24 protein-coding genes, 1 other RNA gene and 2 other annotated features are annotated in these 24,035 nt (G+C 39.4%); of the genes, 3 read left to right on the plus strand and 22 right to left on the minus strand.

The window, feature by feature from the left end; translation table 11 throughout:
* Positions 1 to 15: 15 nt before the first annotated feature.
* On the minus strand, positions 16 to 867 hold the full coding sequence (locus tag MKY27_RS10560) for a DegV family protein (protein WP_339194950.1): 852 nt from the start codon (positions 865 to 867) through the stop codon (positions 16 to 18).
* Between the two features lie 237 nt (positions 868 to 1,104).
* On the opposite strand from MKY27_RS10560, the gene MKY27_RS10565 reads away from it, so the two are divergent.
* Entirely contained in the window at positions 1,105 to 1,575 is a 471-nt protein-coding gene (locus MKY27_RS10565; protein WP_339194952.1) for a glutathione peroxidase, read from the plus strand.
* A gap of 54 nt (positions 1,576 to 1,629) precedes the next feature.
* On the opposite strand, the gene MKY27_RS10570 is transcribed toward MKY27_RS10565, so the two are convergent.
* The 11 genes from MKY27_RS10570 to MKY27_RS10620 all read right to left on the minus strand — a co-directional run bounded on the left by MKY27_RS10570 (position 1,630) and on the right by MKY27_RS10620 (position 11,372).
* Positions 1,630 to 2,490, minus strand: coding sequence for a TIGR04104 family putative zinc finger protein (locus tag MKY27_RS10570; RefSeq protein WP_339194953.1), 861 nt, complete (start codon positions 2,488 to 2,490; stop codon positions 1,630 to 1,632).
* On the minus strand, positions 2,483 to 2,977 hold the full coding sequence (locus MKY27_RS10575) for a sigma-70 family RNA polymerase sigma factor (protein ID WP_339194954.1): 495 nt from the start codon (positions 2,975 to 2,977) through the stop codon (positions 2,483 to 2,485). The genes MKY27_RS10570 and MKY27_RS10575 overlap by 8 nt, the downstream gene beginning before the upstream one ends.
* A gap of 109 nt (positions 2,978 to 3,086) precedes the next feature.
* Positions 3,087 to 3,458: a DUF5071 domain-containing protein gene (locus MKY27_RS10580; RefSeq protein ID WP_339194956.1), complete on the minus strand. Its 372-nt coding sequence runs from the start codon at positions 3,456 to 3,458 to the stop codon at positions 3,087 to 3,089.
* Positions 3,455 to 4,036, minus strand: coding sequence for an aminodeoxychorismate/anthranilate synthase component II (locus MKY27_RS10585; protein WP_339194958.1), 582 nt, complete (start codon positions 4,034 to 4,036; stop codon positions 3,455 to 3,457). The genes MKY27_RS10580 and MKY27_RS10585 overlap by 4 nt, the downstream gene beginning before the upstream one ends.
* Positions 4,033 to 5,421, minus strand: a complete 1,389-nt coding sequence (trpE, locus tag MKY27_RS10590) for an anthranilate synthase component I (protein ID WP_339194961.1) — start codon at positions 5,419 to 5,421, stop codon at positions 4,033 to 4,035. Before trpE ends, MKY27_RS10585 begins: the two co-directional genes overlap by 4 nt.
* 54 nt (positions 5,422 to 5,475) lie before the next feature.
* Positions 5,476 to 5,683: a binding site (T-box leader), on the minus strand.
* A 50-nt stretch (positions 5,684 to 5,733) separates the two neighbouring features.
* Complete coding sequence (locus tag MKY27_RS10595) at positions 5,734 to 7,101, minus strand: hypothetical protein (RefSeq protein ID WP_339194964.1); 1,368 nt, start codon at positions 7,099 to 7,101, stop codon at positions 5,734 to 5,736.
* The gene (locus tag MKY27_RS10600) at positions 7,098 to 7,739 is read right to left on the minus strand and encodes an ATPase (RefSeq protein ID WP_339194968.1); all 642 of its coding nucleotides are present in this window, start codon (positions 7,737 to 7,739) and stop codon (positions 7,098 to 7,100) included. The genes MKY27_RS10595 and MKY27_RS10600 overlap by 4 nt, the downstream gene beginning before the upstream one ends.
* A 141-nt stretch (positions 7,740 to 7,880) precedes the next feature.
* A complete protein-coding gene (locus MKY27_RS10605; RefSeq protein WP_339194971.1) occupies positions 7,881 to 8,546 on the minus strand; it encodes a tetratricopeptide repeat protein in 666 nt (221 codons plus the stop codon).
* A gap of 57 nt (positions 8,547 to 8,603) precedes the next feature.
* Positions 8,604 to 9,722, minus strand: coding sequence for a tRNA 2-thiouridine(34) synthase MnmA (gene mnmA, locus MKY27_RS10610; RefSeq protein ID WP_339171907.1), 1,119 nt, complete (start codon positions 9,720 to 9,722; stop codon positions 8,604 to 8,606).
* Positions 9,723 to 9,781: 59 nt separating this feature from the next.
* Positions 9,782 to 10,927, minus strand: coding sequence for a cysteine desulfurase family protein (locus MKY27_RS10615; protein ID WP_339194973.1), 1,146 nt, complete (start codon positions 10,925 to 10,927; stop codon positions 9,782 to 9,784).
* A gap of 25 nt (positions 10,928 to 10,952) precedes the next feature.
* On the minus strand, positions 10,953 to 11,372 hold the full coding sequence (locus tag MKY27_RS10620; protein WP_008408540.1) for an Rrf2 family transcriptional regulator: 420 nt from the start codon (positions 11,370 to 11,372) through the stop codon (positions 10,953 to 10,955).
* Positions 11,373 to 11,504: 132 nt separating this feature from the next.
* Between MKY27_RS10620 and MKY27_RS10625 the strand changes: the two genes are divergently transcribed.
* On the plus strand, positions 11,505 to 12,785 hold the full coding sequence (locus MKY27_RS10625) for a replication-associated recombination protein A (RefSeq protein ID WP_339194975.1): 1,281 nt from the start codon (positions 11,505 to 11,507) through the stop codon (positions 12,783 to 12,785).
* Positions 12,786 to 12,842: 57 nt separating this feature from the next.
* Here the strand turns inward: MKY27_RS10625 and MKY27_RS10630 are convergent, their stop codons facing one another.
* The 6 genes from MKY27_RS10630 to hisS all read right to left on the minus strand — a co-directional run bounded on the left by MKY27_RS10630 (position 12,843) and on the right by hisS (position 18,570).
* Complete coding sequence (locus tag MKY27_RS10630; protein WP_339194977.1) at positions 12,843 to 13,337, minus strand: GTPase; 495 nt, start codon at positions 13,335 to 13,337, stop codon at positions 12,843 to 12,845.
* Between the two features lie 144 nt (positions 13,338 to 13,481).
* The gene (locus tag MKY27_RS10635) at positions 13,482 to 13,886 is read right to left on the minus strand and encodes an aminopeptidase (RefSeq protein ID WP_339194979.1); all 405 of its coding nucleotides are present in this window, start codon (positions 13,884 to 13,886) and stop codon (positions 13,482 to 13,484) included.
* Between the two features lie 314 nt (positions 13,887 to 14,200).
* Entirely contained in the window at positions 14,201 to 14,962 is a 762-nt protein-coding gene (locus MKY27_RS10640; protein WP_079527771.1) for a tRNA threonylcarbamoyladenosine dehydratase, read from the minus strand.
* A gap of 194 nt (positions 14,963 to 15,156) precedes the next feature.
* A non-coding RNA gene (gene ssrS / locus MKY27_RS10645) (6S RNA) lies at positions 15,157 to 15,354 on the minus strand.
* A 160-nt stretch (positions 15,355 to 15,514) separates the two neighbouring features.
* A complete protein-coding gene (aspS, locus tag MKY27_RS10650; protein ID WP_339194981.1) occupies positions 15,515 to 17,287 on the minus strand; it encodes an aspartate--tRNA ligase in 1,773 nt (590 codons plus the stop codon).
* Positions 17,288 to 17,301: 14 nt separating this feature from the next.
* Entirely contained in the window at positions 17,302 to 18,570 is a 1,269-nt protein-coding gene (hisS, locus tag MKY27_RS10655; RefSeq protein ID WP_339194984.1) for a histidine--tRNA ligase, read from the minus strand.
* An 86-nt stretch (positions 18,571 to 18,656) separates the two neighbouring features.
* Positions 18,657 to 18,894 (minus strand) — a binding site (T-box leader).
* Between the two features lie 149 nt (positions 18,895 to 19,043).
* Here hisS and MKY27_RS10660 point away from each other — a divergent pair.
* Positions 19,044 to 20,645, plus strand: a complete 1,602-nt coding sequence (locus tag MKY27_RS10660; RefSeq protein WP_339194986.1) for an N-acetylmuramoyl-L-alanine amidase — start codon at positions 19,044 to 19,046, stop codon at positions 20,643 to 20,645.
* A gap of 72 nt (positions 20,646 to 20,717) precedes the next feature.
* Here MKY27_RS10660 and MKY27_RS10665 read toward each other — a convergent pair whose 3' ends face one another.
* From MKY27_RS10665 to MKY27_RS10680, 4 genes are all read right to left on the minus strand, one after another.
* Positions 20,718 to 21,917, minus strand: a complete 1,200-nt coding sequence (locus MKY27_RS10665; protein WP_339199707.1) for an iron-containing alcohol dehydrogenase — start codon at positions 21,915 to 21,917, stop codon at positions 20,718 to 20,720.
* 137 nt (positions 21,918 to 22,054) lie between these two features.
* Complete coding sequence (locus tag MKY27_RS10670) at positions 22,055 to 22,840, minus strand: hypothetical protein (RefSeq protein WP_339194989.1); 786 nt, start codon at positions 22,838 to 22,840, stop codon at positions 22,055 to 22,057.
* Positions 22,841 to 23,007: 167 nt separating this feature from the next.
* Positions 23,008 to 23,229, minus strand: coding sequence for a phosphate-starvation-inducible protein PsiE (locus MKY27_RS10675; RefSeq protein WP_339171931.1), 222 nt, complete (start codon positions 23,227 to 23,229; stop codon positions 23,008 to 23,010).
* A 193-nt stretch (positions 23,230 to 23,422) separates the two neighbouring features.
* On the minus strand, positions 23,423 to 23,986 hold the full coding sequence (locus tag MKY27_RS10680; protein ID WP_339171933.1) for an NUDIX hydrolase: 564 nt from the start codon (positions 23,984 to 23,986) through the stop codon (positions 23,423 to 23,425).
* Between the last annotated feature and the right edge of the window lie 49 nt (positions 23,987 to 24,035).

Raw genomic sequence — 24,035 nt, forward strand, 5'->3', positions numbered from 1 at the left:
GGGCCCTGCATTTTTTTATTCCCGCACCCATGTCAACCCTAATGTCCCTTCTCCTGCATGGACACCTACACAAGCAGAAAGTGGCGTTGGGGTAAACTCAATTGACGGATAGTCCTTCAATAATTCTTTTTTCCACTCGATCGCCCCCGCTTCATTATTACAGTGAATAATAGCAACTTCGTTTACAGGTGACTTCAAAATAGCTTGCTCAAGTTTTTCAATGACGGCTTTTTTGGCGCGATTATCAGCACGTACTTTTTTCGCCACTTCAACGCCGCCTTCTTTATTGTATTCAATCACTAGTTTAATATTAAGCAAGTTGCTGAGAAACATCGCCATCCCTGAAACACGTCCGCTTTTATGCAATTGCTCCAAGCTTGCAGGGATAAAAGCAAGTTCCGACTTGCCGCGCATTGCTTCTATTTTCTCGACGATTACTTCCGGGGCATGTCCTTGTTTTTCAAGCTCAATTCCGAGCGCCAGCATGACTTGCATTGGATAGGAACCAATTTTCGCATCGATAACATAACTTTTGAAACCCGCCTGTTCAGCAGCCATTGGAGCACTTAGTACAGTTCCCGATAGTTGCTCTGATGTATGAATCGCAATAGCGCAGTCATAGCCCTGCTCTTTTAAGTTTTCATATAAAGCGACATGCTCTCCGAATGCAGGCTGAGATGTTTTCGGATGTAATGTTGAATTTCTTAATTTATCGTAAAATTCATCGTGCGTCATGTCCACTGTTTCACGAAGTGCGCCCTCTTCAAAAACGATGTTCAATGCAAGCACATGAATTGAATGTTCTTTAATAAAACTTTCCGGTAATAGTGCAGCAGTATCTGTTATCCAAGCAATCTTTTTATTCATTACAAAACTCCTTATGTTAAAATTTTATGTCTCACCAAAATGTAAGCGCAATCATCGTAACGGCACAGTGACACATGTCATATTTGAATGGATAAGTTCCGGAGCCGACATCATTTCGACAAGATTCGAGTTTTATTTTCAGTTTTAAGTAATACCGATTATTTTACAGATGGGCTTTTTTTCCGTACGATAAACGTACAAACAATTAAATTGGTAGCTTCGAGGAGGAACGAAAGCATGAATATTTATGATATTCCTGTTAAGACAGAAAAAGGCGAGCAATATGAATTAGACCGCTATAAAGGCCAAGTAATGATGATTGTTAATACAGCAAGCAAGTGCGGATTTACAAATCAGTTTACAGAGCTTGAAGAATTATACGATAAATACAAAGAGGAAGGATTTGTCGTACTCGGTTTTCCTTCTGATCAATTTAAACAGGAGTTGTCTTCCGGTGCAGAAGCAGCCGAATTCTGCCGTCTGGATTACGGTGTAACGTTCCCGATGCACGAAATGGTGAAAGTGAACGGTTCAGAAGCACATCCTTTGTTTAAACATTTATCTTCTGAAGCTAAAGGTCTTTTAGGACAGTCGGTTAAGTGGAATTTCACGAAGTTTTTAGTCGACCGTGATGGCAATGTTATTAAACGTTACGCCCCGCAGGATTCACCGACAAAAGCAGAAAATGATATTGCAAAATTACTTTAAGGTTAACTTATATAATAGAAGAAAGCAGCCGAAGATTAAATTCGGCTGCTTTTTTTAATATAAAAATACTTCTTCATCTGTCAGTTCAAGATATAATGGCATCACTACGAAAAATACAGTCAGCACATAAATAGCCAGACAAAGAATAGTCAATAAAATCGGTAAACCGAAAGAAGAAGAAAAAATAATTGTTGGTGACGTAAGCATCGATATTCCGCCGATTATTTGGCGGTTCTTTTTAGTATAAAACAATTTTTCATTGCAAGTTGGACAGCGCAATTCCATTTTTAATTGCCATACTATTTTTCTTTGCTCTTTTTTTGAATACGAATGGCGGCAATGCGGACAGCTTACCTCTCCTGTTGTATTGCGGGCAAAATAAAACAAAAGTACGATTTGCAAAATAATGATCAGCATGAAAATAGTAAGTTTCAGCCACTGAATGTCCACTTCGAACATTTGGATAGCGCTCCCGATTGCATAGACGGCAAATGGCGAGAGTGTAATGAGCAAATAGCGTAATTTATAAACTGTTTTACGAAGTTTACGTGTTTTCGGATTTTGCCATCTTTTCATTTTAAAGAAAACGATTGTGGTGAAAACTCCATTCACAATCAGCAATAAACTGATGATGGCCACATACTTCCCTCTTCTCGCAACTTCGGCCAATTGATCTTGTTCAAAGTTTTCCACTACCGGGCTTGATGCCTGATTCGGAGGCGATACGATTCCACCATTAGCGAATAAATACAGGAAAAATACTGCTGTAAAAACAAATATCGGGGCAATAACAATGGTCCAATTCATTTGTCGTTTCGGGCGTTTGGACTGATCGATTGTTTGCATTAATTTTGACTTCTGTTGATCCGTTAACTGCAGTTTGCTTAACTCTTGCTGCCATTTTTCCTTAATCATTCTCCATCACCTCCATGCTTAATTTTGGCTTTAATTTCGCTCGAGCTCGCTGTAAACGCGATTTAACAGTCGATACCGCCAATTCCAATAATTCGGCGATTTCAAAAACTGTCATTTCCTCATAATAATAAAGTAATAATACTTCCCGGTCTTTTACCGGTAATGTAAGAACAGCGGCGGTTACTTCCCCCTGTAATTCTTTCTCTACATAAATCTGCTCCACACCTTTTTCATGTTGCTGAAAAAACTGAGTAATTACGAATTTCCTGTTTTTCCAGCTGCGCAAATAATCATAGCTGCGGTTAATCGTCATCTTCACTAAATAGGTTTTAATCGATGCTTTCCGTTCAAATTGATCTGATTTATGATAATAGTTTATAAATACGTCTTGGACGACTTCTTCAGCTGTTAAACGATCCTTCGTATATATAAAGGCGATGCGGTACAAATAATCACTGTATGTATCAATTAATTTCTCAATTTCCACCAGCCGCCCTCCTTTCACCCTTATAGACGGAAACAAATTTAATTTGGACGCATTTTTCTTATAAATTTATAAAAAAATCGCCTAACCAGTGTACGATTAGGCGAATCTATTATGGTTGAAAACTTATTAAGGCTTCTTGAGCTGCTTCAATATTCTCTTCATTGAATGGTGTTTTTTCCATTGCGGCAATTTGTTCGACGGCATCTGCCAATACGAGCTTCGAATAAAACGGCAGCTTCGGTACTATCGCAACGAGACACCAGTAAATCCACATATCATCTTCGCCGCGCAGCACTTCCTCAACAAGTGGTGTCAGCTCATTCGGATAGCGAAGCAGCAGTTCAACCATTGGCTCCGCAACTGGCCAATTCATATCCTGCACCCATTCAAGCAGCTTCGGCAGTAAAGGAATGACCGCTTCTGCATCCGCAGTGTTCAGTATTTCCACTGCTGCAATGTCATGTTTATCTTTCGGAATCATGCCAATACCTCCACTTTCTTTAAAAACTCGCTAATCATGGCAGTACCCCGTTCTGTTCCGATGGACTCCGGATGAAACTGCAGCCCATATACCGGATATTGTACATGTTGAATGGCCATTATTTCTCCATCATCCGCACTTGTAGCAATCACTCGGAAATCTTCATGCAATGTTTGCCTTTCAATAATAAGTGAATGATAGCGCATCACTTCTACTTCCTCTTCGAACTGTGCAAACAAACCTGTTTTTTCATATTGAAGGGTACTCGTTTTCCCATGCATAATATTTCGGGCACGGCTCACCGTTGCACCGAACGCTTCACCAATCGACTGATGGCCGAGGCAGATTCCCAATATCGGAATCTCTTGATAAAGCTGGCGGATCATTTCAATGACAATTCCTGCGTCTTTCGGTTCCCCGGGTCCAGGAGAAATAACAATCGCTTTCGGCTGCAATGTGCGGATTTCCTCAACCGTCATCGCATCATTCCGGACAATTTTTACGTCTTCCCCAAATTGGGCGATTTGGTGATACAGATTATAGGTAAATGAATCATAATTATCGATCAGTAAAATCATTTGCGCACCTCCAGCAATGCTTTTGCTTTATTTAACGTTTCTTCGTATTCCATTTCAGGAACTGAATCATAAACAATCCCCGCGCCTGCCTGAACATACGCTTTCTCATCTTTGATTACCATTGTACGGATGGCAAGGGCTAAGTCCATATCCCCTGATGCCGATAAATAACCAATGGCACCCGCATAAATTCCGCGCTTTCTCTGTTCCAGCTCATTAATAATCTGCATCGCACGAATTTTCGGAGCACCCGATACCGTACCGGCTGGCAGGCTTGATGCGATTACATCGACCAAGTGGGCATCATCCCGCAATTTTCCTGTTACCTCAGAAACGATATGCATTACATATTTATATTTTTCGATTTCCATGTATTTTGTAACAGCTACTGTTCCGATCTGGGCAACACGGCCAACATCATTACGCCCTAAATCAACAAGCATTTTATGTTCGGCAATTTCCTTTTCATCTTGCAGCAATGCATTTGCAATCGCTTCATCTTCCTGTGCATTCCGTCCTCGCGGCTTCGTTCCTGCAATCGGATTTGTCGTGACAAGACCTTTTTGAACTTTCACAAGACTTTCCGGCGATGTACCAAGAACCGTATAGTCCCCTAATTCCATATAGAACATATACGGCGAAGCATTTGATGTACGTAATTTCCGGTAAAGCGTCAAAGGATTTTCCCGGAAATCGGCTTCAAATGTTTGAGACAAAACGACTTGAAAAATATCACCATTACGAATATGCTCTTTTGCTGTTTCAACCATTTCAATAAAGCGTTCTTTTTTTATAGTCGGTACAAACTGTACATCCATTTCTGTTGTGTGCTTATATGCTAAAGATGACATCATCATTTGTGCAATATCATCCACTTTTTGCTCCATTAACTCCATCGTATGACCCGTCTGAAACAAATCCATTGCCACAATGGAAACTTGCTGTAACAAATGATCGATCACGATGAACGTTTCATAAAAATAAACATGTACATCGGGCATATTGTATACATCGCCTACAATTTCCCCAATCTGTTCAAAATGGTAGGCTGTTTCATAACCAAAATAACCGATTGCCCCACCGAAAAAAGCAAAAGGAGCATCTTCTTTTTGAATCGGCAACAGCTCTTTCAATAAAGTTAATACCGGTTTCTGTTCAGTCGTCAGCTCCCGATTATGAATCGAATAAGAACTGGATTCCGCATTTCCTTTTAACTCACCGACCGGATTAAAGGCGATGAAGGAATAGCGTCCATTTTGCTTAAATTTTGCATTGGATTCGAATAATACCTTCTTTGTTCCGACAATTGATTCAAAAATCGAAATTGGCGTATATGTATCGCCATTTACCTGCTTTATTACATACTTGTCTGTCTTTACTACCATGCTCATCTCTCCTCAGCTTTTCTATTTGGGAACACAAAAAGGCCCTTTCGCTTTTTAAAGGACGAAAGAGCCGTGGTGCCACCTTTATTGACTAAATAAAATCTATTTAGTCCACTCAAAACTCGTAACGTGAGCACTACGGCACAGCATTTCCTCTGTGCAGCTAGAAAGTCCATTCATAAAGTACGTTTACTGACTTCCACCAACCGTCAGCTCTCTAAAAAACGCCGCTTTACTACTCTTTTTTCATCATCGCTTTTACTATACTAGCTATTGTATCGTTTCAACCCGAATTTTACAAACTATTTTAAATTAACTGTAAATGTAAAGTTGTCCGTGTGATTTTGCATAGTACAGACTTGCATCGGCAAAAGCCGCTAATTGTTCATACGATACATCTTCTTTCTTCAATTGATCCGAATGGATAAATCCGAAATGAATCGGGATTTCTACAATACCTGATGTCGTATGAACAGCAGTTGTTCGAAGTTTTTCCTCCAGCTTCATCAACAACTTGAAAAAGTCGCTTTCGGAAATATTTTTTACAAACGCTTCTCCAGCATTTTTCGACAGTACATTAACCTTTGCCTCATACTCGAAAATATTTGAATAAATCGACTCAAACAATGTGAATAGTAACTGCTCAGTAAATAAGGTGCCGAACAGCTCTTCAATTTTATCCGTGATAAAACACCAGTGAACACAGTAAATCGCCTCATTGTTCGTAAGCGACATTTCCACAAACTCGATTGTGTTCTCTTTCGAAACGACATGCGGGAATTTAACTGTAAGCGCACTCGTTTCCTCTTCGAAAAATAAGTCAGCATGTATGTTACGAACTTTGTGAACACTGCTCGGCTCACTTTTATGCTTATCGACCAGCTGCTGCAGTTCCTTTTTATAACGAAACTGATCGATTAGCCCAAAACGTTGAAGGTATCTCTCAATTACGGACAAGAGTACATAATTTTGTTGTTTCTCCAATTGAAAAAACGCCTGCTCAAATAGTTCCAGGCTTTCATTCCCATTGCCAGCCCTATAGTTTAAAATCGCTTCCGCAAACAGTATATTACCGGCATAATAAGAGTATTTTCCTTCCAGATGCTGCAATATATCCTGCTTTGTCTGGTTAAATTCCATGTCTCTACTCGTTGAAGCATAATAATAGAGCGCTCCTAAATAACCTCTAACAATTGTTGCGCTGACAGCAGGAATTTTCTGTTTATAATACTCCGCCAATTTCAGGGAGATATGCGCATTTTCCGGTTCGTTTATATAACGGTACTGTGCTGCCAGATTAAAATAATTAATGATAATAAGCTCATCGTTTTGCAGAAGATGTGCATATTTAAGGGATTTTTTTGCTGCTTCTATCGATTGTTCATGATGTTTTGTAAAGATATGTTCAAGACTGTACAAATAGTAATAAACCATTTTATTTTCATCTTTGCCATATGTTAAACAAAGCTTTTCATAATCATCCATGACCGCATGAAAGTTTTGATAGCTGCCTATTTCAAAATAGGTTGAAGCTAAATACTCATAGCAAAGAAGTGCTTCTGCATACCTTTTTTCTTCAAGCGCAATCGGCAATGTAATCGTGCCGAATTGAATCACTTCCATATAGCGCAACTCGTTGAAAAGGTTTCGCAAATGTTCAATCTGGTTTGAAATTTTCATGTTACACGTCCACCCCAGTCATTGATTAATCCAAATACAGATTCATAAATCTCACTTGCCTCAGTAATTGCCTGTTCATAGATGTAGAGGAGCGGCTGTTCGAACTTACTCACAATCTCCTGCAATTCTTTTAATATCGTACTTTGCAATAAAGCGAGCTGTTGCGGGTAATTTTCAACTTCAATATATTTCGCATCAAAATATGGTCGTAAACTTTTACTGCTGAAACTTTTAAGGGCCTGAAAGTTCGCCGCCATTTCCTCAGTTGCTGCTAATTTTTCTTTAAGGAACTGCTCCAGCTTTAAATAAATATAAATTGCACAAATGAACGCCAGCTTCTCGTTTTCATATAAAGCAAGCTGAATATAGCGTTTTATTTGGAAAGTTTTAATTTTATCCAACAAGAATTTTCGAATTGGATAAATCATCGTATTTTCCGGATTGGAAATACAATTGATTTCTTCAGTAGATAATAAATACCAAATATCAAATATGATGACTGTACGTTGGTATGACTCTTCACTGAATGGAAGTATTAAAGTGAATAAATTAAGCTCATCAATCAATTGCTGAAATTGGTACATCGTCTCATCAGAAATTAAAAACATACAATCTGCTTTATCTATTTTAGCGTGCATGTTACATATCTCACCTCAAATAATTGTCAGTTTCATCCATCATATCATAAACTTACTGTTTTGAATTATCATTTTAATATAAAAAAGTGATGGCTGAAAATTCTCTTCTCAACACATCACTCTATATTTTCTTCAATTCAATTAATTTGAACGTTGGCAAATCATATCATATAAATACTTCGCCTGATCGAATTCAGGCTGCAATGTGAAAGCTTGTTTTAAATGATATTTTGCTTTATCGGTATCTGGCGTGGAGACTGCGTATAATACACCTAAATTATAATGTGCATCCGCATTGTTCCAGTCTTCTTCAATAACAAATTCCAGCTCCGGCTTCGCAAAATCGAACATTTCCAAAGAGCAAAGCAAGATGCCGTATGATAAACGTATTTGCAGATCTTTTGGCGCAAGCTCTGCTGCACGTTGCATAAATGGCAGCGCCAATTTGAATTGCTGCTCGCGTTCAAATGATTTTGCCAGCATGTAATAGGCATCTGCCCCTTCGATACCGTAATCGATCGATTTTTGATAAAGTTTTGCGGCTTCTGTATAGCGCTCTGCTTCATAATATAAATTCGCCAATCCGTAATATGCAGTAGCAGCTTTTTCATCTACTGTAATCGCCTTTTGGAAAAAGCGTTCGGCACGTTCGATATCGCCCATTGCCGCAAGCAATGTACCGAAGTTTACATAGCCGATTGCATCGTTGGGCTGTGCTTCAATTGCCTGTGTGAAAGCTTGTGCAGCTTCTTCATAACGCTTTTCCTGAAATGCTTTAATCCCGATTTCATTATAGTTTGTATCCATTTTTTCACCTCTAAAAATATGTATAGACGCTCATTTAAAATGAACGTCTATCGTCTATTACCCTACATATGTTAACTGTTCGCTGTTTTTAAATACACCATCGATCGTGCCGCCGCCCAGACACTCTTCACCATCATACAGAACAACCGCTTGTCCAGGTGTGATTGCTCGAACCGGCTCTGCAAATTCGATATACGCTGTACCGTCCTCACGCATTGTCACTGTTACCGGCGAGTCTTCCTGACGATAGCGGAATTTTGCCGTGCAGTTAAATGTGCCTGTTCTGGCTTCTCCTGTAAAGCTCATTTTTACCGCAGTCAATGCATCCGAGTACAGTGCATCGTGATGGAAGCCTTGGCCTACATATAATACATTTCGTTTTAGATCTTTCCCGACCACAAACCAAGGTTCACCGTCTCCGCCGATTCCTAAGCCGTGGCGCTGCCCTAATGTATAATACATTAGACCGTCGTGCGTACCTTTTACTTCACCATCAAATGTTTCCATGTTGCCTGGCTGTGCTGGAAGGTACTGGCTTAAAAATTCTTTGAAATTACGTTCACCGATGAAACAGATTCCCGTTGAATCTTTTTTCTTCGCTGTAGCCAAACCTGCTTCTTCCGCAATTTTGCGAACTTCCGGCTTCGGTAAATGACCGATCGGGAACATGACTTTTTCGAGTTGTTCAGAAGTTAACTGATTCAGGAAGTATGTTTGGTCTTTATTATTATCAATGCCTCGAAGCATTTTCACACCATTTTCATCATGTGCTACTCGTGCATAATGGCCTGTCGCTAAATAATCTGCGCCAAGTGCCAGTGCATGCTCCAGGAAGGCTTTAAATTTAATTTCTTTATTGCACATAACATCCGGGTTCGGTGTACGACCTGCTTTATATTCTTCCAGGAAGTACGTAAATACTTTGTCCCAATATTGTTTTTCAAAGTTGACAGCATAATACGGAATGCCGATTTGGTTGCATACTGCGATAACATCATCATAATCTTCTGTCGCTGTACATACACCAAACTCATCCGTGTCATCCCAGTTTTTCATGAAAATACCGATTACATCATAGCCTTGCTGTTTCAATAAATATGCCGCTACTGATGAATCTACGCCTCCACTCATTCCAATAACTACTCGAATTTGAGATGGATCTCTTGTTTCTACCATTTACTATTCACCTTTTCTTAGACAAATCGCGTAAAAGGCGCGAAGTCTTTCTTATAAATTTACGAAGTTAGTCGTTTCACAATTTCAGCAGTACGCTTTCCTGCTTCCTGTACTAACTCATCTGTTAATCCTAACCCAAAACTGAAGCGAATGGAACTACGAAGCTCAGGCGCATTCTGTCCATACATCGCAACGAGTACATGGGACGGGTCAATCGAACCAGCCGTACAAGCAGAACCGCTTGATACAAGTACACCTGCCATGTCCAGATTGATTAAAAATGATTCAACATCCGTTCCTGGGAAAGTGACATTCAATACATGCGGTAACACGCTCTTTTGATGACCATTCAGATGAAACTTAACACCTGCCAGCTGGAACTGTTCGATTAAAATATTTTTGAATCCGTTGTACTGCTCGATACGCTCAAGTGCAGATTGTCCAGCTAACTCGGCAGCTTTTGCAAATGCAATAATCGCCGGTACATTTTCCGTTCCTGCACGGCGTTTTTTCTCCTGGGAACCGCCATATAGGATATTGGTTAATTTAACTCCTGTTTTTGCATATAAAAAACCAATCCCTTTAGGACCATTAATTTTATGGGCAGAAACACTGAGCAAATCAACTTGAAGAGCTTCTACATCCATTTTTTCCAGTCCGAATGCTTGGACGGCATCTGTATGGAATGTTGCGGAATGTTCTTTTAAAATCGCTCCAATTTCGGCGATAGGCTGGATTGTGCCGACTTCATTGTTACCATACATAATCGTAACTAAAATCGTATCATCACGTAATGCCTCTTTCACCTGTTCAGCACTGATTCGCCCTGTTTTATCCACAGGTAAATACGTCACCGTAAAACCTTCTTTTTCAAGCTTTTCACACGCATGTAAAACGGCATGGTGTTCAATTGCTGTTGTAATAATATGTTTGCCTTCTTTTTGGCGCGCATACGCTGTTCCAAAAATAGCCATATTATCGGCTTCTGTTCCACCGCTTGTAAAAATAATTTCAGAGGGTTTCGCATTTACTTTTGCTGCTAAACTTGCCCGAGCATCATCCAGTGCTTTACGTGCACTGCGTCCAACTGTGTGAATACTTGATGCATTACCGCTTTCCTCGGCCATTGCACGTGCCATTACATCGATTACTTCCGGTGCAATGGGTGAAGTTGCGGCATGATCAAGATAAATTGTATTTTTCAAAACAAACTAACTCCTTTAAATAACACTAAATGTAAAACATATAGCCGTCAGATACTTCATTATTCGTATATTTAGCCAAATCGTCAATCGTCGTTGTATCCAATACATTTTTTACTGCATCGCGAATACGCATCCATAATTCACGCTGTGGCGCTTCTTCATTTTCAATTCCTTCAACCGGCTGAATCGGCCCTTCCAATACACGGATAACATCAGCTGCTGAAATTTCATTTGGCTTGTGTGCTAACATATATCCGCCATATGCACCGCGGACACTTTTGACAAGTCCTGCATTTCGCAATGGTGACACTAACTGCTCTAAATATGCTTCAGATAAATCTTTATCTGCAGCAATTTGTCGAAGCGGAATCGGTCCTTCACCATAATGCTTCGCCAATTCAATCATAATCGTTAAACCGTAACGTCCTTTAGTCGATATTTTCATCGTTACACCTCTTATTTTCTAGTCCTTTAATATACTTCATTATAACACAACTCCTTTTAAACCACTCGGAAATACTTTATGATTATTAACAAAACCATTTTATTCAACTGAAAAGAAAAGGAGCGAAAAATTATGCAAAATGAACCGCTCGCCTATAAAATGAGACCTCGCACTATTCGTGAAGTTGTTGGTCAGCAGCATATTATTGGACCGGCAACACCCTTATTTAAAATGATTGAAAAAGGACATGTACCTTCGATGCTGCTGTACGGGCCTCCCGGGGTAGGAAAAACTTCGATTGCAAATGCGATTGCCGGTAGTTCAAAACTTCCTTTCTTTGCATTAAACGCTACACATGCCGGAAAAAAGGATATCGAGCAAATCGTGATGGATGCCCGAATGAGTGGTAAAGTCCTCTTGTTCTTGGACGAAATACACCGTTTCAACAAACTGCAGCAAGATACTTTGCTGCCGCATGTCGAAAACGGATCAATCGTCTTGATCGGGGCAACTACGGAAAATCCATTCCATGATGTAAACCCTGCCATCCGTTCACGCTGCGGGGAAATCTTACAGCTAGAACGCTTAACAGGCGATGATATCGTCCAGTTGCTTAACCAGGCAATGTCAGATAAAGAACGCGGCCTTGGCCATTTGGAAATCGATATTACGGAACAGCAAATCGAAAAAATTGCGAATGCCTCAAATGGCGATGCCCGAAAAGCATTAACTCTATTGGAATCGGTTTATTATGCTTCAGATGAAAAAGACGGGATCACGATCATTAATGATAATGCGATCGATGCCCTTGCAAAAAGAATCGGGGTTTTTGGGGATAAGGGCGGCTCCCATTTCTACAACCTATTGTCGGCGCTCCAAAAGTCGGTACGCGGCAGCGATCCGAATGCTGCGCTGTATTACTTGGCACATTTACTCGAAAATGGTGACCTGGTTGCGGTATGTCGAAGACTGCTCGTCATGGCATATGAAGATATAGGTCTTGCCAATCCAAGTGTCGGGGCACATGTACAGGCAGCAACAGAAGCAGCCGTAAAACTTGGGTTGCCGGAAGCGCGCATCCCGCTCGCAACAGCAGTCGTGGAAATGTGTTTATCGGACAAATCAAATTCAGCCTATAAAGCTTTGGATGCGGCGATCGCAGCAATTCATGAAGGGAAAACCGGTGATATTCCGAACCACCTAAAAGATGCTCACTATGCCGGTGCGGCAACTTTAGGCCATGTCGGATATCAATACCCGCATGACTCCCCTATTGGAACATTCGGCGGCTGGGTCCCTCAGCAATATTTACCGGATGAACTTGCAGGAACCGAATTTTACAAGCCCGTCATTGCAGGGGAAGAAAAAAGAATGGCCGCCATCTATGAAAAACTGAAATCTTTTAAGAAATAAGCGGATTTACACAAAAAAGAGTCATTTTCACGTTCGTGAAAATGACTCTTTTATCTATTACTTTTCGTATGAATCAGCAAATTGCTTAAATGCTTTAATGCATTGTTCCACATTGTCGGCAACTGATAGTTTAACTTCTTCACCATTTAACAGATGAATACTTTTTTGAATTTCCGATAGCAATTCTTCATTACTCTCAGTATGTGCATTTGGAATACAGCTCGCACTTAATTCATATAGCTTGATGACATGGTCACGTGCATCTGCATCATTTTCTGCGATTAAATTAGCATGCGCTAAACCTGTAAAGTATAAAAGTTTTGAAGTAATATCCATATAAAGGATCCAATAAGTGTTGCTTGATGGCAGTTCCCCGTTATTTTTCGCGATATATTCATTAAAATTATTCGCTACTTTATGCAATAATTTATCAAGCTGCTCAAAAGCTTTCGACCAATTTGGTTTCGTATCGATATTTTCAAAAACGATTCTATCCATTTTCAACTGTAGACTCGGCAAATTCAATAAATCATTTTTCATTTCAATTGTCATTCTATCGTCCTCCTTGCATCCCCATGCATATTATCAATACTTTATTAACTATAGCAAAAAAAAGGAATTTTTCTGCAAAAACGAAAAAATCATTAAAATCCTGCCATATTTTTGCCATAATTAATCTCTTTATAGAATATTATGTCATTTGCTATTCAAAGATTCATCTGTCAGACGAGAAAAGTATTTTTCATATAATAACTTCTCATTTTCAATAGAACCGGTTTTATAAACGACCATTACACCTTGATTATAAATTTTAATGGATTGGCCAGAACTGTAAAAAATCCATTTAAATGATTCGATCCATCTATCTAGACTTTTTTCATCATTGTTCAAAAATAATTGCTTACCTTTTATTACACCCGCCATTTTCCAGAAACCTTCACTTAACTTGAAGTTTTTCGTTAAAAAATCATATTCGGGTTCAACAATATGATCAGTATCATAAATGTGAATCGTATTTAAATCGGCATCAATTGCAATTTCAACCGACCCGATGACATCATGTAAATTCAAGCCCCTGTACTCCAATTGTTGAATGACCATCTTTAAACTCCCTTCCAAAACATATTTATTATTTTATCACAATAATAACTACTTATTCAGATAAATGAATGGATATTCATAATTAAGCTATTTTAAGGGAATTATTGTATAACTAATTAAATTATGTAATTTATTAGGCGCTATTTGATTGATGGAATGGTTATTCTAATTCTAAAACAGTCTACTCAGAAAATTCCATATGGCCAGGTAGTGTAGATTACTTTTCAATCTATAGCAATTATCCATTAAAAAAGATGTGTAAAAAAGAGACGAACCTCCTCTTTACACATCTTTTTATTTAAAGAAATCTTCATTTAACCTTGAACGCGGTTAATTTGGACATCTTTTAAAATCGTATTTATTACCCAGCTTGCAGCTATTAAGCCAGCTACAGATGGTACGAATGCATTTGATGAAGGCGGTAATTGTGCTTTGCGGATTTCTGCTTCAGGTTTTCCGACATATTGTGCAACGTCAGGACGCACGACAATCGGGGATTCATCTGAAAATACAACAGTTACACCTTTTTTAATGCCTTCTTTGCGAAGTTTTGTACGAATTACTTTTGCCAGTGGATCTGTATGCGTTTTTGAAATATCAGCAATTTGGAAACGTGTAGGATCCATTTTGTTTGCAGCACCCATGCTTGAGATAATTGGGATATTGCGTTTTAAACATTCTTTCATAATGTGGATTTTGTACATTACAGTATCGGATGCATCAATGACATAATCGATTCCTTGTGCGAAAAACTGTTCATATGTTTCTTCTGTGTAGAACATATGCATATCGATTACTTCACATTCAGGGTTGATATCTGCAATCCGTTCTTTCATAACAGCAGATTTTGATTTTCCGACCGTTGATAAATAGGCAACTAATTGACGATTAACATTCGTAATATCCACATTATCTTTATCTACTAATATGATTCGGCCAATCCCGCTGCGTGCACATGCTTCTGCAGCAAACGAGCCTACCCCGCCTACACCTAAAATTGCGACTGTCGTTTCTTTAAGCTTTTCTAAGCCTTCTGTTCCAATAGCTAATTCGTTTCGTGAAAATTGATGTAACATCTAATTTTACCCCTCAATCTTTATCATTCTACTAGGCATTATATCGACATCAATTACGAGATGCAAGCAACAATATAATGACAGAAAATAGCATTTGCAATATTTTTTGCTTTATAAATGCTTCCATTCCAATTATGAAGGCAAAATAAAAATACTCTTCTACATGAAAGTAGAAGAGTAAAATTAGAAAATTGACGAATCCCAAATATGCCGTCTTGCTACAACATCGTTTTGATCCCGCGTCTATAGCAAGGGGGTGCACTAATCGCAGCGTTAAACTTCCCGCTCCAAATGGGGCATGTTTGCTTCTACGGTAATAGTAGCTCCCAACGATTTATTGTTCGGTCAAAAGTGTTTAGTAACAAATATAGCGACGAACACTTCAGGATTCGTATTAATGATATATTAACACCAATATTCTGATTATTCAATCGAAAACATCGCATTCTCATAAATTATTATTATTGTACTAACTTATTAGAAATATATGGTTCCATTTTACTTTATAAAAAAAAGGTACTTCTTCCCGAGAGAAGAAATACCTTTTATGATTTATTTTTTTGCTGTTGCTGCAATACGTAAGCTTAACTCTTCAAGCTGTGCATCGGAAACTGGTGATGGTGCATCTGTTAATAAACAGCTTGCCGTTGCCGTTTTTGGGAATGCAATTGTATCGCGTAAGTTTGTACGACCTGCAAGAAGCATTACTAATCGGTCAAGACCCATTGCTAATCCGCCATGTGGAGGAACGCCGTAGTCAAACGCTTCTAGTAGGAAACCGAATTGTGCACGTGCTTCTTCTTCACTGAATCCTAGCAGTTCAAACATTTTCGCTTGTAAATCCGGCTCATAAATACGAAGAGAACCGCCGCCAAGCTCGTAACCATTTAATACGATATCGTAGGCTTGAGCACGAACTTCTTTAGGGTTTGTATTCATTAACTCCAAGTCTTCATCGAATGGACGAGTGAATGGATGGTGAGCCGCATAATAACGACCTTCCGCCTCATCATATTCGAATAATGGCCAATCAACGATCCATAAGAATTCGAATTTCGACTCATCGATTAAGCCTAGCTCTTTTCCTAATTTTAAGCGTAATGCGCCAAGTGCGTCTGCAACTACAGAAGATTTGTCTGCAACGAATAATAATAAGTCACCAGCTTGTGCTTCTGTTGCTTTGATGATGCCGTCCGCTGCTTCACCTTCAAAGAACTTCGCGATTGGGCCATTCAAGCCTTCTTCTGTTACTTTTAACCAAGCTAAACCTTTTGCTCCGTAACGGCCCGCAAATTCGCCTAAAGCATCAATATCTTTACGAGAATAATTTGCTGCCGCGCCTTTTACATTAATTGCTTTCACTTCGCCGCCATTTGCTACTGCGTTTGCAAATACTCCGAAAGCAGATTCTTTCACGATATCTGAAAGCTGTTTTAATTCCAGTCCGAAACGTACATCCGGTTTATCTGAACCGAAACGATCCATTGCTTCTTTATAGCTCATGCGTGGGAATGGAGTTACGACATCAATACCTTTGACATCTTTCATAACTTGAGTCAGAAGACGCTCATTCATTTCGATAATTTCATCCATTGATAAGAATGAAGTTTCAATATCCACTTGTGTGAATTCCGGCTGACGGTCTGCACGTAAATCTTCATCACGGAAGCATCGAGCAATTTGGAAATACTTCTCAAAGCCACCTACCATTAGAAGCTGTTTAAATAACTGTGGCGATTGCGGCAATGCATAGAATTCGCCGTCATGTACACGTGATGGAACTAAATAGTCACGTGCGCCTTCTGGTGTTGATTTCGTTAAAATTGGTGTTTCAACTTCCAGGAAGCCTTCGTTTTGTAAGAAATTACGGATTGTACGTGTTACATCAGAGCGCATTTTAAATGTGTCATACATTACAGGACGGCGTAAATCTAAATAACGGTATTTTAAACGTAACTCTTCCGATACTTCGACATTGTTATCAATTGCGAATGGCGGGTTTTTAGCTTCATTAATAATTGTCAGTTCCGAAGCTGCCACTTCAATTTCGCCTGTTTTCATATTTTTATTTATTTGAGCTGCATCACGTAAAACTACTTTACCTTTTACTTCAATGACAAACTCACTGCGAATTTTATTTGCTAGTTCTAAAGCTTCTTTCGCCTGATCTCCGAAAACTACTTGTACGATCCCTTCGCGGTCACGCATATCTACGAAAATTAATCCGCCTAAGTCACGACGTTTTTGTACCCAACCTTTTAATACAACTTCTTGTCCCGCTTCTGCAGCTGTTACTAAACCGCATGCGTGTGTTCTTTGCGCCATTGTTTATTCCTCCACTATTTGTTTTCTAAAACGTATTGGACAAGCTGACCGAATTCTACTTTTGTCTGATCGCCTGTCTCCATTGTTTTGACGTTTACTGCTTGCTCTTCTAATTCTGACTCACCTAGTACAATGACAAATTTAGCATTAGCACGGTCGGCAGCTTTCATTTGCCCCTTCATTTTACGGTCCAAATAATCCATATCTGCTGAAATACCCTTTGCACGGAATGAACTTACAAGCTCCACTGCTTTTAGTTTTGCCTCTTCACCCATTGCCACAACATACATTTCGAGATCATTACCTGTCGCAAGCTCAATATTTTTTGCTTCCAGCGCTAATAATAATCGTTCAATTGATAAGGCAAATCCGATACCCGGTGATTCCGGTCCGCCAATATCTTCAACTAAACCATTATAGCGACCGCCGCCGCAAAGTGTCGTAATTGAGCCGAATCCGTCACCTGTAATCATAATTTCAAATGCTGTATGGTTGTAGTAATCAAGTCCTCGTACTAAGTTAGGGTCCACTTTATAAGAGATGCCGAGCACATCTAAATATTGTTTTACTTTCGTGAAGTATTCCGCTGAAGAATCCGTCAAATAATTTGTTAGAGCCGGTGCTGTTGCCATTGCCGGGTGTTTCGCATCTACTTTACAATCCAAAATACGTAATGGATTTTTCTCCAGACGGCTTTGACAATCACTGCAAAGCTCACCAACGACCGGTGTGAAATGCTCGATTAACGCGCTGCGGTGAGCATCACGTGTCTCTTTATCACCTAATGAGTTAATGACTAATTTTAAGTCCGTCAAGCCAAGTGTTGTATACACATCCATTGCAAGTGCCATTACTTCCGCGTCAATCGCCGGATCGGCTGAACCGATAGCTTCTACACCAAACTGAACGAATTGTCGGTAGCGGCCTGCCTGTTGGCGTTCATAACGGAACATTGGACCTGTGTAATAAAGTTTGACTGGCTGATCTGCCTGACCGAACATTTTATGCTCCACATATGCACGAACCGCTGAAGCTGTTCCCTCTGGACGTAATGTTAATGAACGATTTCCTTTGTCCGTAAATGTGTACATTTCTTTTTGTACGATATCTGTTGTATCGCCTACACCACGTTGGAATAGCTCTGTTGACTCAAACATTGGTGTGCGAATTTCGTTATAGCGATATTTATCACATAAATCACGAATGACACGTTCTACATACTGCCATTTCTCGGATTGACCCGGTAAAATATCCTGTGTTCCTTTAGGTACTTTAAAATTCATAAAAAGCACTCCTCTCTTAGTTGACCAAACTTTTCGCGTGCTATTTAAGAAGAAAATAAAAAAAGCCCCCGCCCCTTGCAAATACTGCAAGGGACGAAAGCTTGTATAATCTTCCGCGGTTCCACCCTAATTGATGTATGACTACATCCTCTCGAATTCGGATAACGGCCGACTCCGTTTTCCCCTACTAGAAAAAAATTTTTTTCGAGGAAACGCCTCTCAACTGTTGTTCACATGTTACATACTGCAGGAAAGATTACAGCCTAAGTCTTTCCCTCTCTTTTCAGCATTGGCAACCGCTACTTGTTTGGTCATTGGCAATGTTACTTTTGTTAAATTAACACTAATCTTAATGATGTCGTGACAAGTTGTCAACCATTTTCAAAAAAACGCTATATTTTTTGTCATAAATACTTTTATAATATAGGAGTATATAGTGAAAGGTCATTTAACTAAATTAAAAGGAGGAAACTATGAAAAAAAATAAAATAATAATAGGTTTATCGTTTTTATTATTATTCACGGCAATTGTTCCGTATTATTTTTCCGCTCGCCCTGCACTGGCCAATGGTGAACCGTTGTATGTAAACGCGGAAATATTATATTTGCGTGAAGGTCCAGGTCTTTCCTATCCGATCCTCGATACGTTAAAAGAAGGTACCGAAATTATGTCAATTGAAAAACAAGGGGATTGGCACCATGTTCAAGTCGGTCAGCAGGAAGGATGGGTTGCGGCATGGCTTGTGAAAACAGCCAATGGACAATCAGATTCATCAATTGAAAAAACAGTCATTTCACAGGTAAACGCTTTAAATGTGCGTGTAGCACCATCACTATCAGCTTCTGTTTTGACGAAAATCTCTTCCGGGACGGAAAGCAAATTTTTAAAACAGGAACAGGACTGGATTCAAATTCAGTTCGGCGAGACGACAGGCTGGGTATTTGCGGAATACGTCACAGTGAAAGAAGCGAAGACGGAAGTGCCGGCTGCCCCTTCCAATAATGGACAGCAGGATCAGTCCAATGAACCATTACAACAAATTGATCCAAATACATTTACTGTTAACGTCAATGCTGTCAATATCCGAAAAAAACCGGATTTAACAGCCAAAAAATTAGGGCTTGCCACTGAAGGCCAACAATTTAAAGTAGTCAGCCGAGATCATAATTGGGTCGAAATTGAATATGAAAAAGGCAAAAAAGGTTGGATCTACAGTTTTTACGGAACGTTTACAAAACAATTGAAACAAAATCCTTCATCTGAAAAAGAAGATACGAAAAACTTTGTGACGATTATTTATAACGGAACAAATTTAAGGGAATCCCCTTCGACCTCTTCAAATGTTGTTGTCATTGCAGATGCTGGTCATACATATCCGATAGTGGAAAGTGAAGGCGACTGGTTTAAAGTTGCAGTAAACGATCGCCAAACGGCATACGTCGCAAACTGGGTTGTAAGTAAAAACGATTCACAAGGAACAACAGCCAAAAACAATACAAGCGAGGCAGCCGAACGTAAAAAAGGGACATTAAAAGGCTTAACAATCGTACTGGATGCCGGTCATGGCGGTAACGACCGCGGAACTACGGGTGTCCGTGGAACAGACGAAAAAGATATTAATATTCTTACAGCTGAACTCCTCCGCTCCAAATTACAGGCAGCCGGTGCAAATGTTGTCATGACACGTGAATCCGATGTTTTTGTCGACTTACGAAAACGTGTTGCCGTATCCCATCAGGCTGGTGCGGATGCGTTTATCAGTATTCACTATGATGCAAACGAAGATAGCTCGGTGAGCGGATTTACGACCTATTATACAAATGGTTATCAGAAAAAGCTTGCCGAATATGTACATGACGGCCTGGCATCGAAAGTGAACCTGAAAGACCGCGGACCACGCTTCGGTAACTATTTAGTACTGCGTGAAAACCGTCAAAATGCTATATTGCTGGAGCTTGGCTATTTAAGCAACGCTTCTGAAGAACGGGCCATTACTACAGATTATTACCGGGAACAAGCAACACTCGGCATCTATCAAGGCTTACTAAACTACTTCGACGATCAGCTTGATTAATAACATATACCCAATCATAAACCCCGATTTTCTATAGAAAATCGGGGTTTACTTGATTAAAATCCTTATCCACTATTCCTGAATAATTTGATATAAATAAAACATTTCATCTTTATTTACAATGCGTGGCACCGGATACAGCGGGTTCGCTTCTTGTAGCGCGCGCTCCACCATTAACGGCACATCACGGTTGACGATTCCTGTTATTTTGCGTGGAATCTTCATCTTGTTATTCAGTTCTTCAATTGCTTCGATGAACAACTCTGCCTTTTTTTCATCACTATCTGTTATTTTTCCGATTCCTACAATTGTCGCCAGTTCTGCTAACGGCTTGGCCGCGCTCTCACCATAAAACCGTAGTACATGCGGAAGAATTACCGCATTGGCAAAACCATGCGGCACTTGATAAAATCCACCGAGTGTATGAGCAATGGCATGAACATAGCCTACATATGCCCGAGTGAACGCCAGCCCTGCCAAATACGATGCACGTTGCATTTCTGTCCTCGCTTTCATATCTGTCCCATCTTCATAGGCACGTACTAAATACTTAAAAATAAGAATAACAGCCTCTCGTGCATATTTTCTCGTCTCCTCCGTATTGCTTTTACCGATATATGCTTCAACGGCATGTGTCAATGCATCCATTCCCGTTGTAGATGTAATATGTGGGGGTAAATTAAGTGTTAAAACCGGGTCCAGTACAGCATAGTGCGGTACAAGTACCGGATCCATAATGGCGAATTTCTCATGTGTTTCACTATTAGATACGACGGCGGCAATCGTCCCTTCGCTCCCAGTACCAGCAGTTGTCGGGATTGCAAAAAACGGCGGCATTTCTTTTCGTACTTTAAATAAACCCTTTAAATCAGCCAGTGATTTTTCAGGGCGTGCGATTCTTGCTGCAACCGCCTTAGCACAATCCATCGGTGACCCTCCGCCAAATGCTATAATCCCATCACATTGATGCGCATAATACATTTCCAGCGCTTCTTCAATATTGGTGAAAGTCGGGTTTGGAACCGTTTTATCAAAGACAACAAATGCAATATTTTGCTGCTGTAAGCCCTCTAATAACGTATCCATAAGCCCCAATTTGTGAATTCCTTCATCGGTTATCACTAAGAGCATATTTAAATCTAAACTTTTCACAAGATCCGGCAATTTTTCCAGGCTGTTTTCCCCTTGGAGTAATTCCGGTTTTCTCCAGTTCATAAGCTTCATACCGACACGCATTGAACTTTGGACAGTTCTGCAATAGGCTGTATACATTATTCGAAACACTCCATTTCCCTCTATTTATGTATCCTTACTTTAAATATTCCGCATAGCCTTTTAAAATTCCTTGTCCATAACTAAATCCGGCCAACAAAAAAACGAACCCGTCACGGATTCGTTAGAAAACTTTATTAATCGTTTGCAAAAAATACTTTGTCGGCAAATGCAATCGGCTGTTTTTCAAAATCATTCTCGCTCATTGCAATAACGGACAGATCGATATCAAGCTCCTGCATTTTCCCTGCCATCACTTGTTGATTCAATTTAGAAAAATCGGTAAATTGATTGTCTGTAATAATCATCAGATCTCGCTGATTATCGATTTTGTCCTGCGTAAACATTTCAATTGCCTTGTCAATCGCCGGCATAATCTGAGCGTCTCCTATTTCGTACTGCTGCAAAAATTGGTCAAACTTTTCAATATCCATTATTCCATTTTTGAAAAGAAGCGGTTGAGCCGGTATGTTGCTAAACGGAAGGATGATTAAATCCCTCTTCTGGACAGCACATAAGTTAAATAGCGGCAATATCGTCCCTTTTGTAAAGGCTTCATATTCCTGCATGGCGCCAGATTGCTGTAAGATGACAATCATTGGTGAATAAAGATTTTTCATCTCTTCAAACGGGACATACAGTACATTCCCATCGCTAACCGTACGTTCTTTCAGCAATTGCTTTTGTTGCTCAATCGGGAATAAATAATCTTTATCCTGTATTTTTGGCATCGTTGCTTCCACTTCTGCAATCATTTCTTCAAGTGCGATTGCAATTTCGATGACCTCTATGAATAATGGTTGCTGACCAAATTTCTTAAGAAATTGTTGCTGCTGGTTTTCATCCAAAGTCTGAAAAGATGCATTACGATATAAAAAATGAAGAATTTCATCGGTTAAAACAGTCTTATATTCATTTGTCATGTGAAACCCCTCCATCTGTTTTCAAATCAATACCGATAGTATAGCGAAAATCAAAATTAAAAAGTAGTAATTTATACTGCGTGTGAATAACTGACTTTCTATTTGCGTTTTTTTGCATAAAAAAAGCGGTATCTCTAGGATACCGCACCACACATAAATGTATGTAATTATAATTTTTGAGTTAAAGCGTGTAAAGTATCTTTCAAATCACGATCGTTATCTGAAAGCTCGATTAAGTTTTCTAAACGTTCGTGTAAGACAGGACGTTCGATTACTAATTGTTCATGTAAAACTTGAACGAATAATTCGATAAGCATACGATTTTGAATTAATAATGCTTCTTCCACTCGGTCTGGGTTAATTTTATATTCTTTTACTTTTTTTGCCATTTGAAAATAGCCTCCCTTTTGTTTATACATCGTTATTTTAGCACACGGCTGTTTAGTTTTGTGAAATTATTTCATTTTCAGCAATCGTTTGTGTTTTTCTGTACATCAGCCAGTTGAATCCAGAAAATCTACGTAAGAAAAAACTTCATCCGCTGGCATGAAGTTTTGAAAAGCTGTGTTGTTTAATAACATTTTAACAACCAATTTTTTTGACCTTCTCAATAATTTTCTCATAGATCGGAATCATATGCGCTTCCGTACATTTTACGGCAACTTCGTCCATTCCGATCCATCCGACTTCACTATTTTCGTCGAGCTTCGCTTGGAATGTAGCTTCATCTTCGACTTCAAATATATACGTCACATTAAAATGTAAATGTGCAGCCACATATTTCCCGTTTTTCATATGACCGATTACCGGCAGGATATCCAGTGATATAATATCTTCTTGAATTGCTTTTGCTTCCGTAATACCCGATTCTTCCATCAGCTCTTTTTTTGCTACATTAAATAAATCAGGGTCTCCGTCTGCATGACCACCCATCCAGCCCCATGAATTATAAATATTATGATGCGCCATTAATACACGTGTACGATCCGGGTTGAACACAAAAGCAGAAGCAGTAAAATGCAAAACTTCATTATTACGTGTCAGGACATCTGATAACGTAGCCATTGCACGTAAAATGATGTCCCGATCCTTCGCTTCCTGTTCGTTGTATGGTACATACAGATTAATCTGTTCATGTAAGGTCATTTTAATCCTCCCTATTCTAATTCCTTTTGAATTGCCAATAGATTCGTTT

The sequence above is a fragment of the Solibacillus sp. FSL R5-0449 genome, assembly GCF_037975215.1.
Classification (GTDB): Bacteria; Bacillota; Bacilli; order Bacillales_A; family Planococcaceae; genus Solibacillus.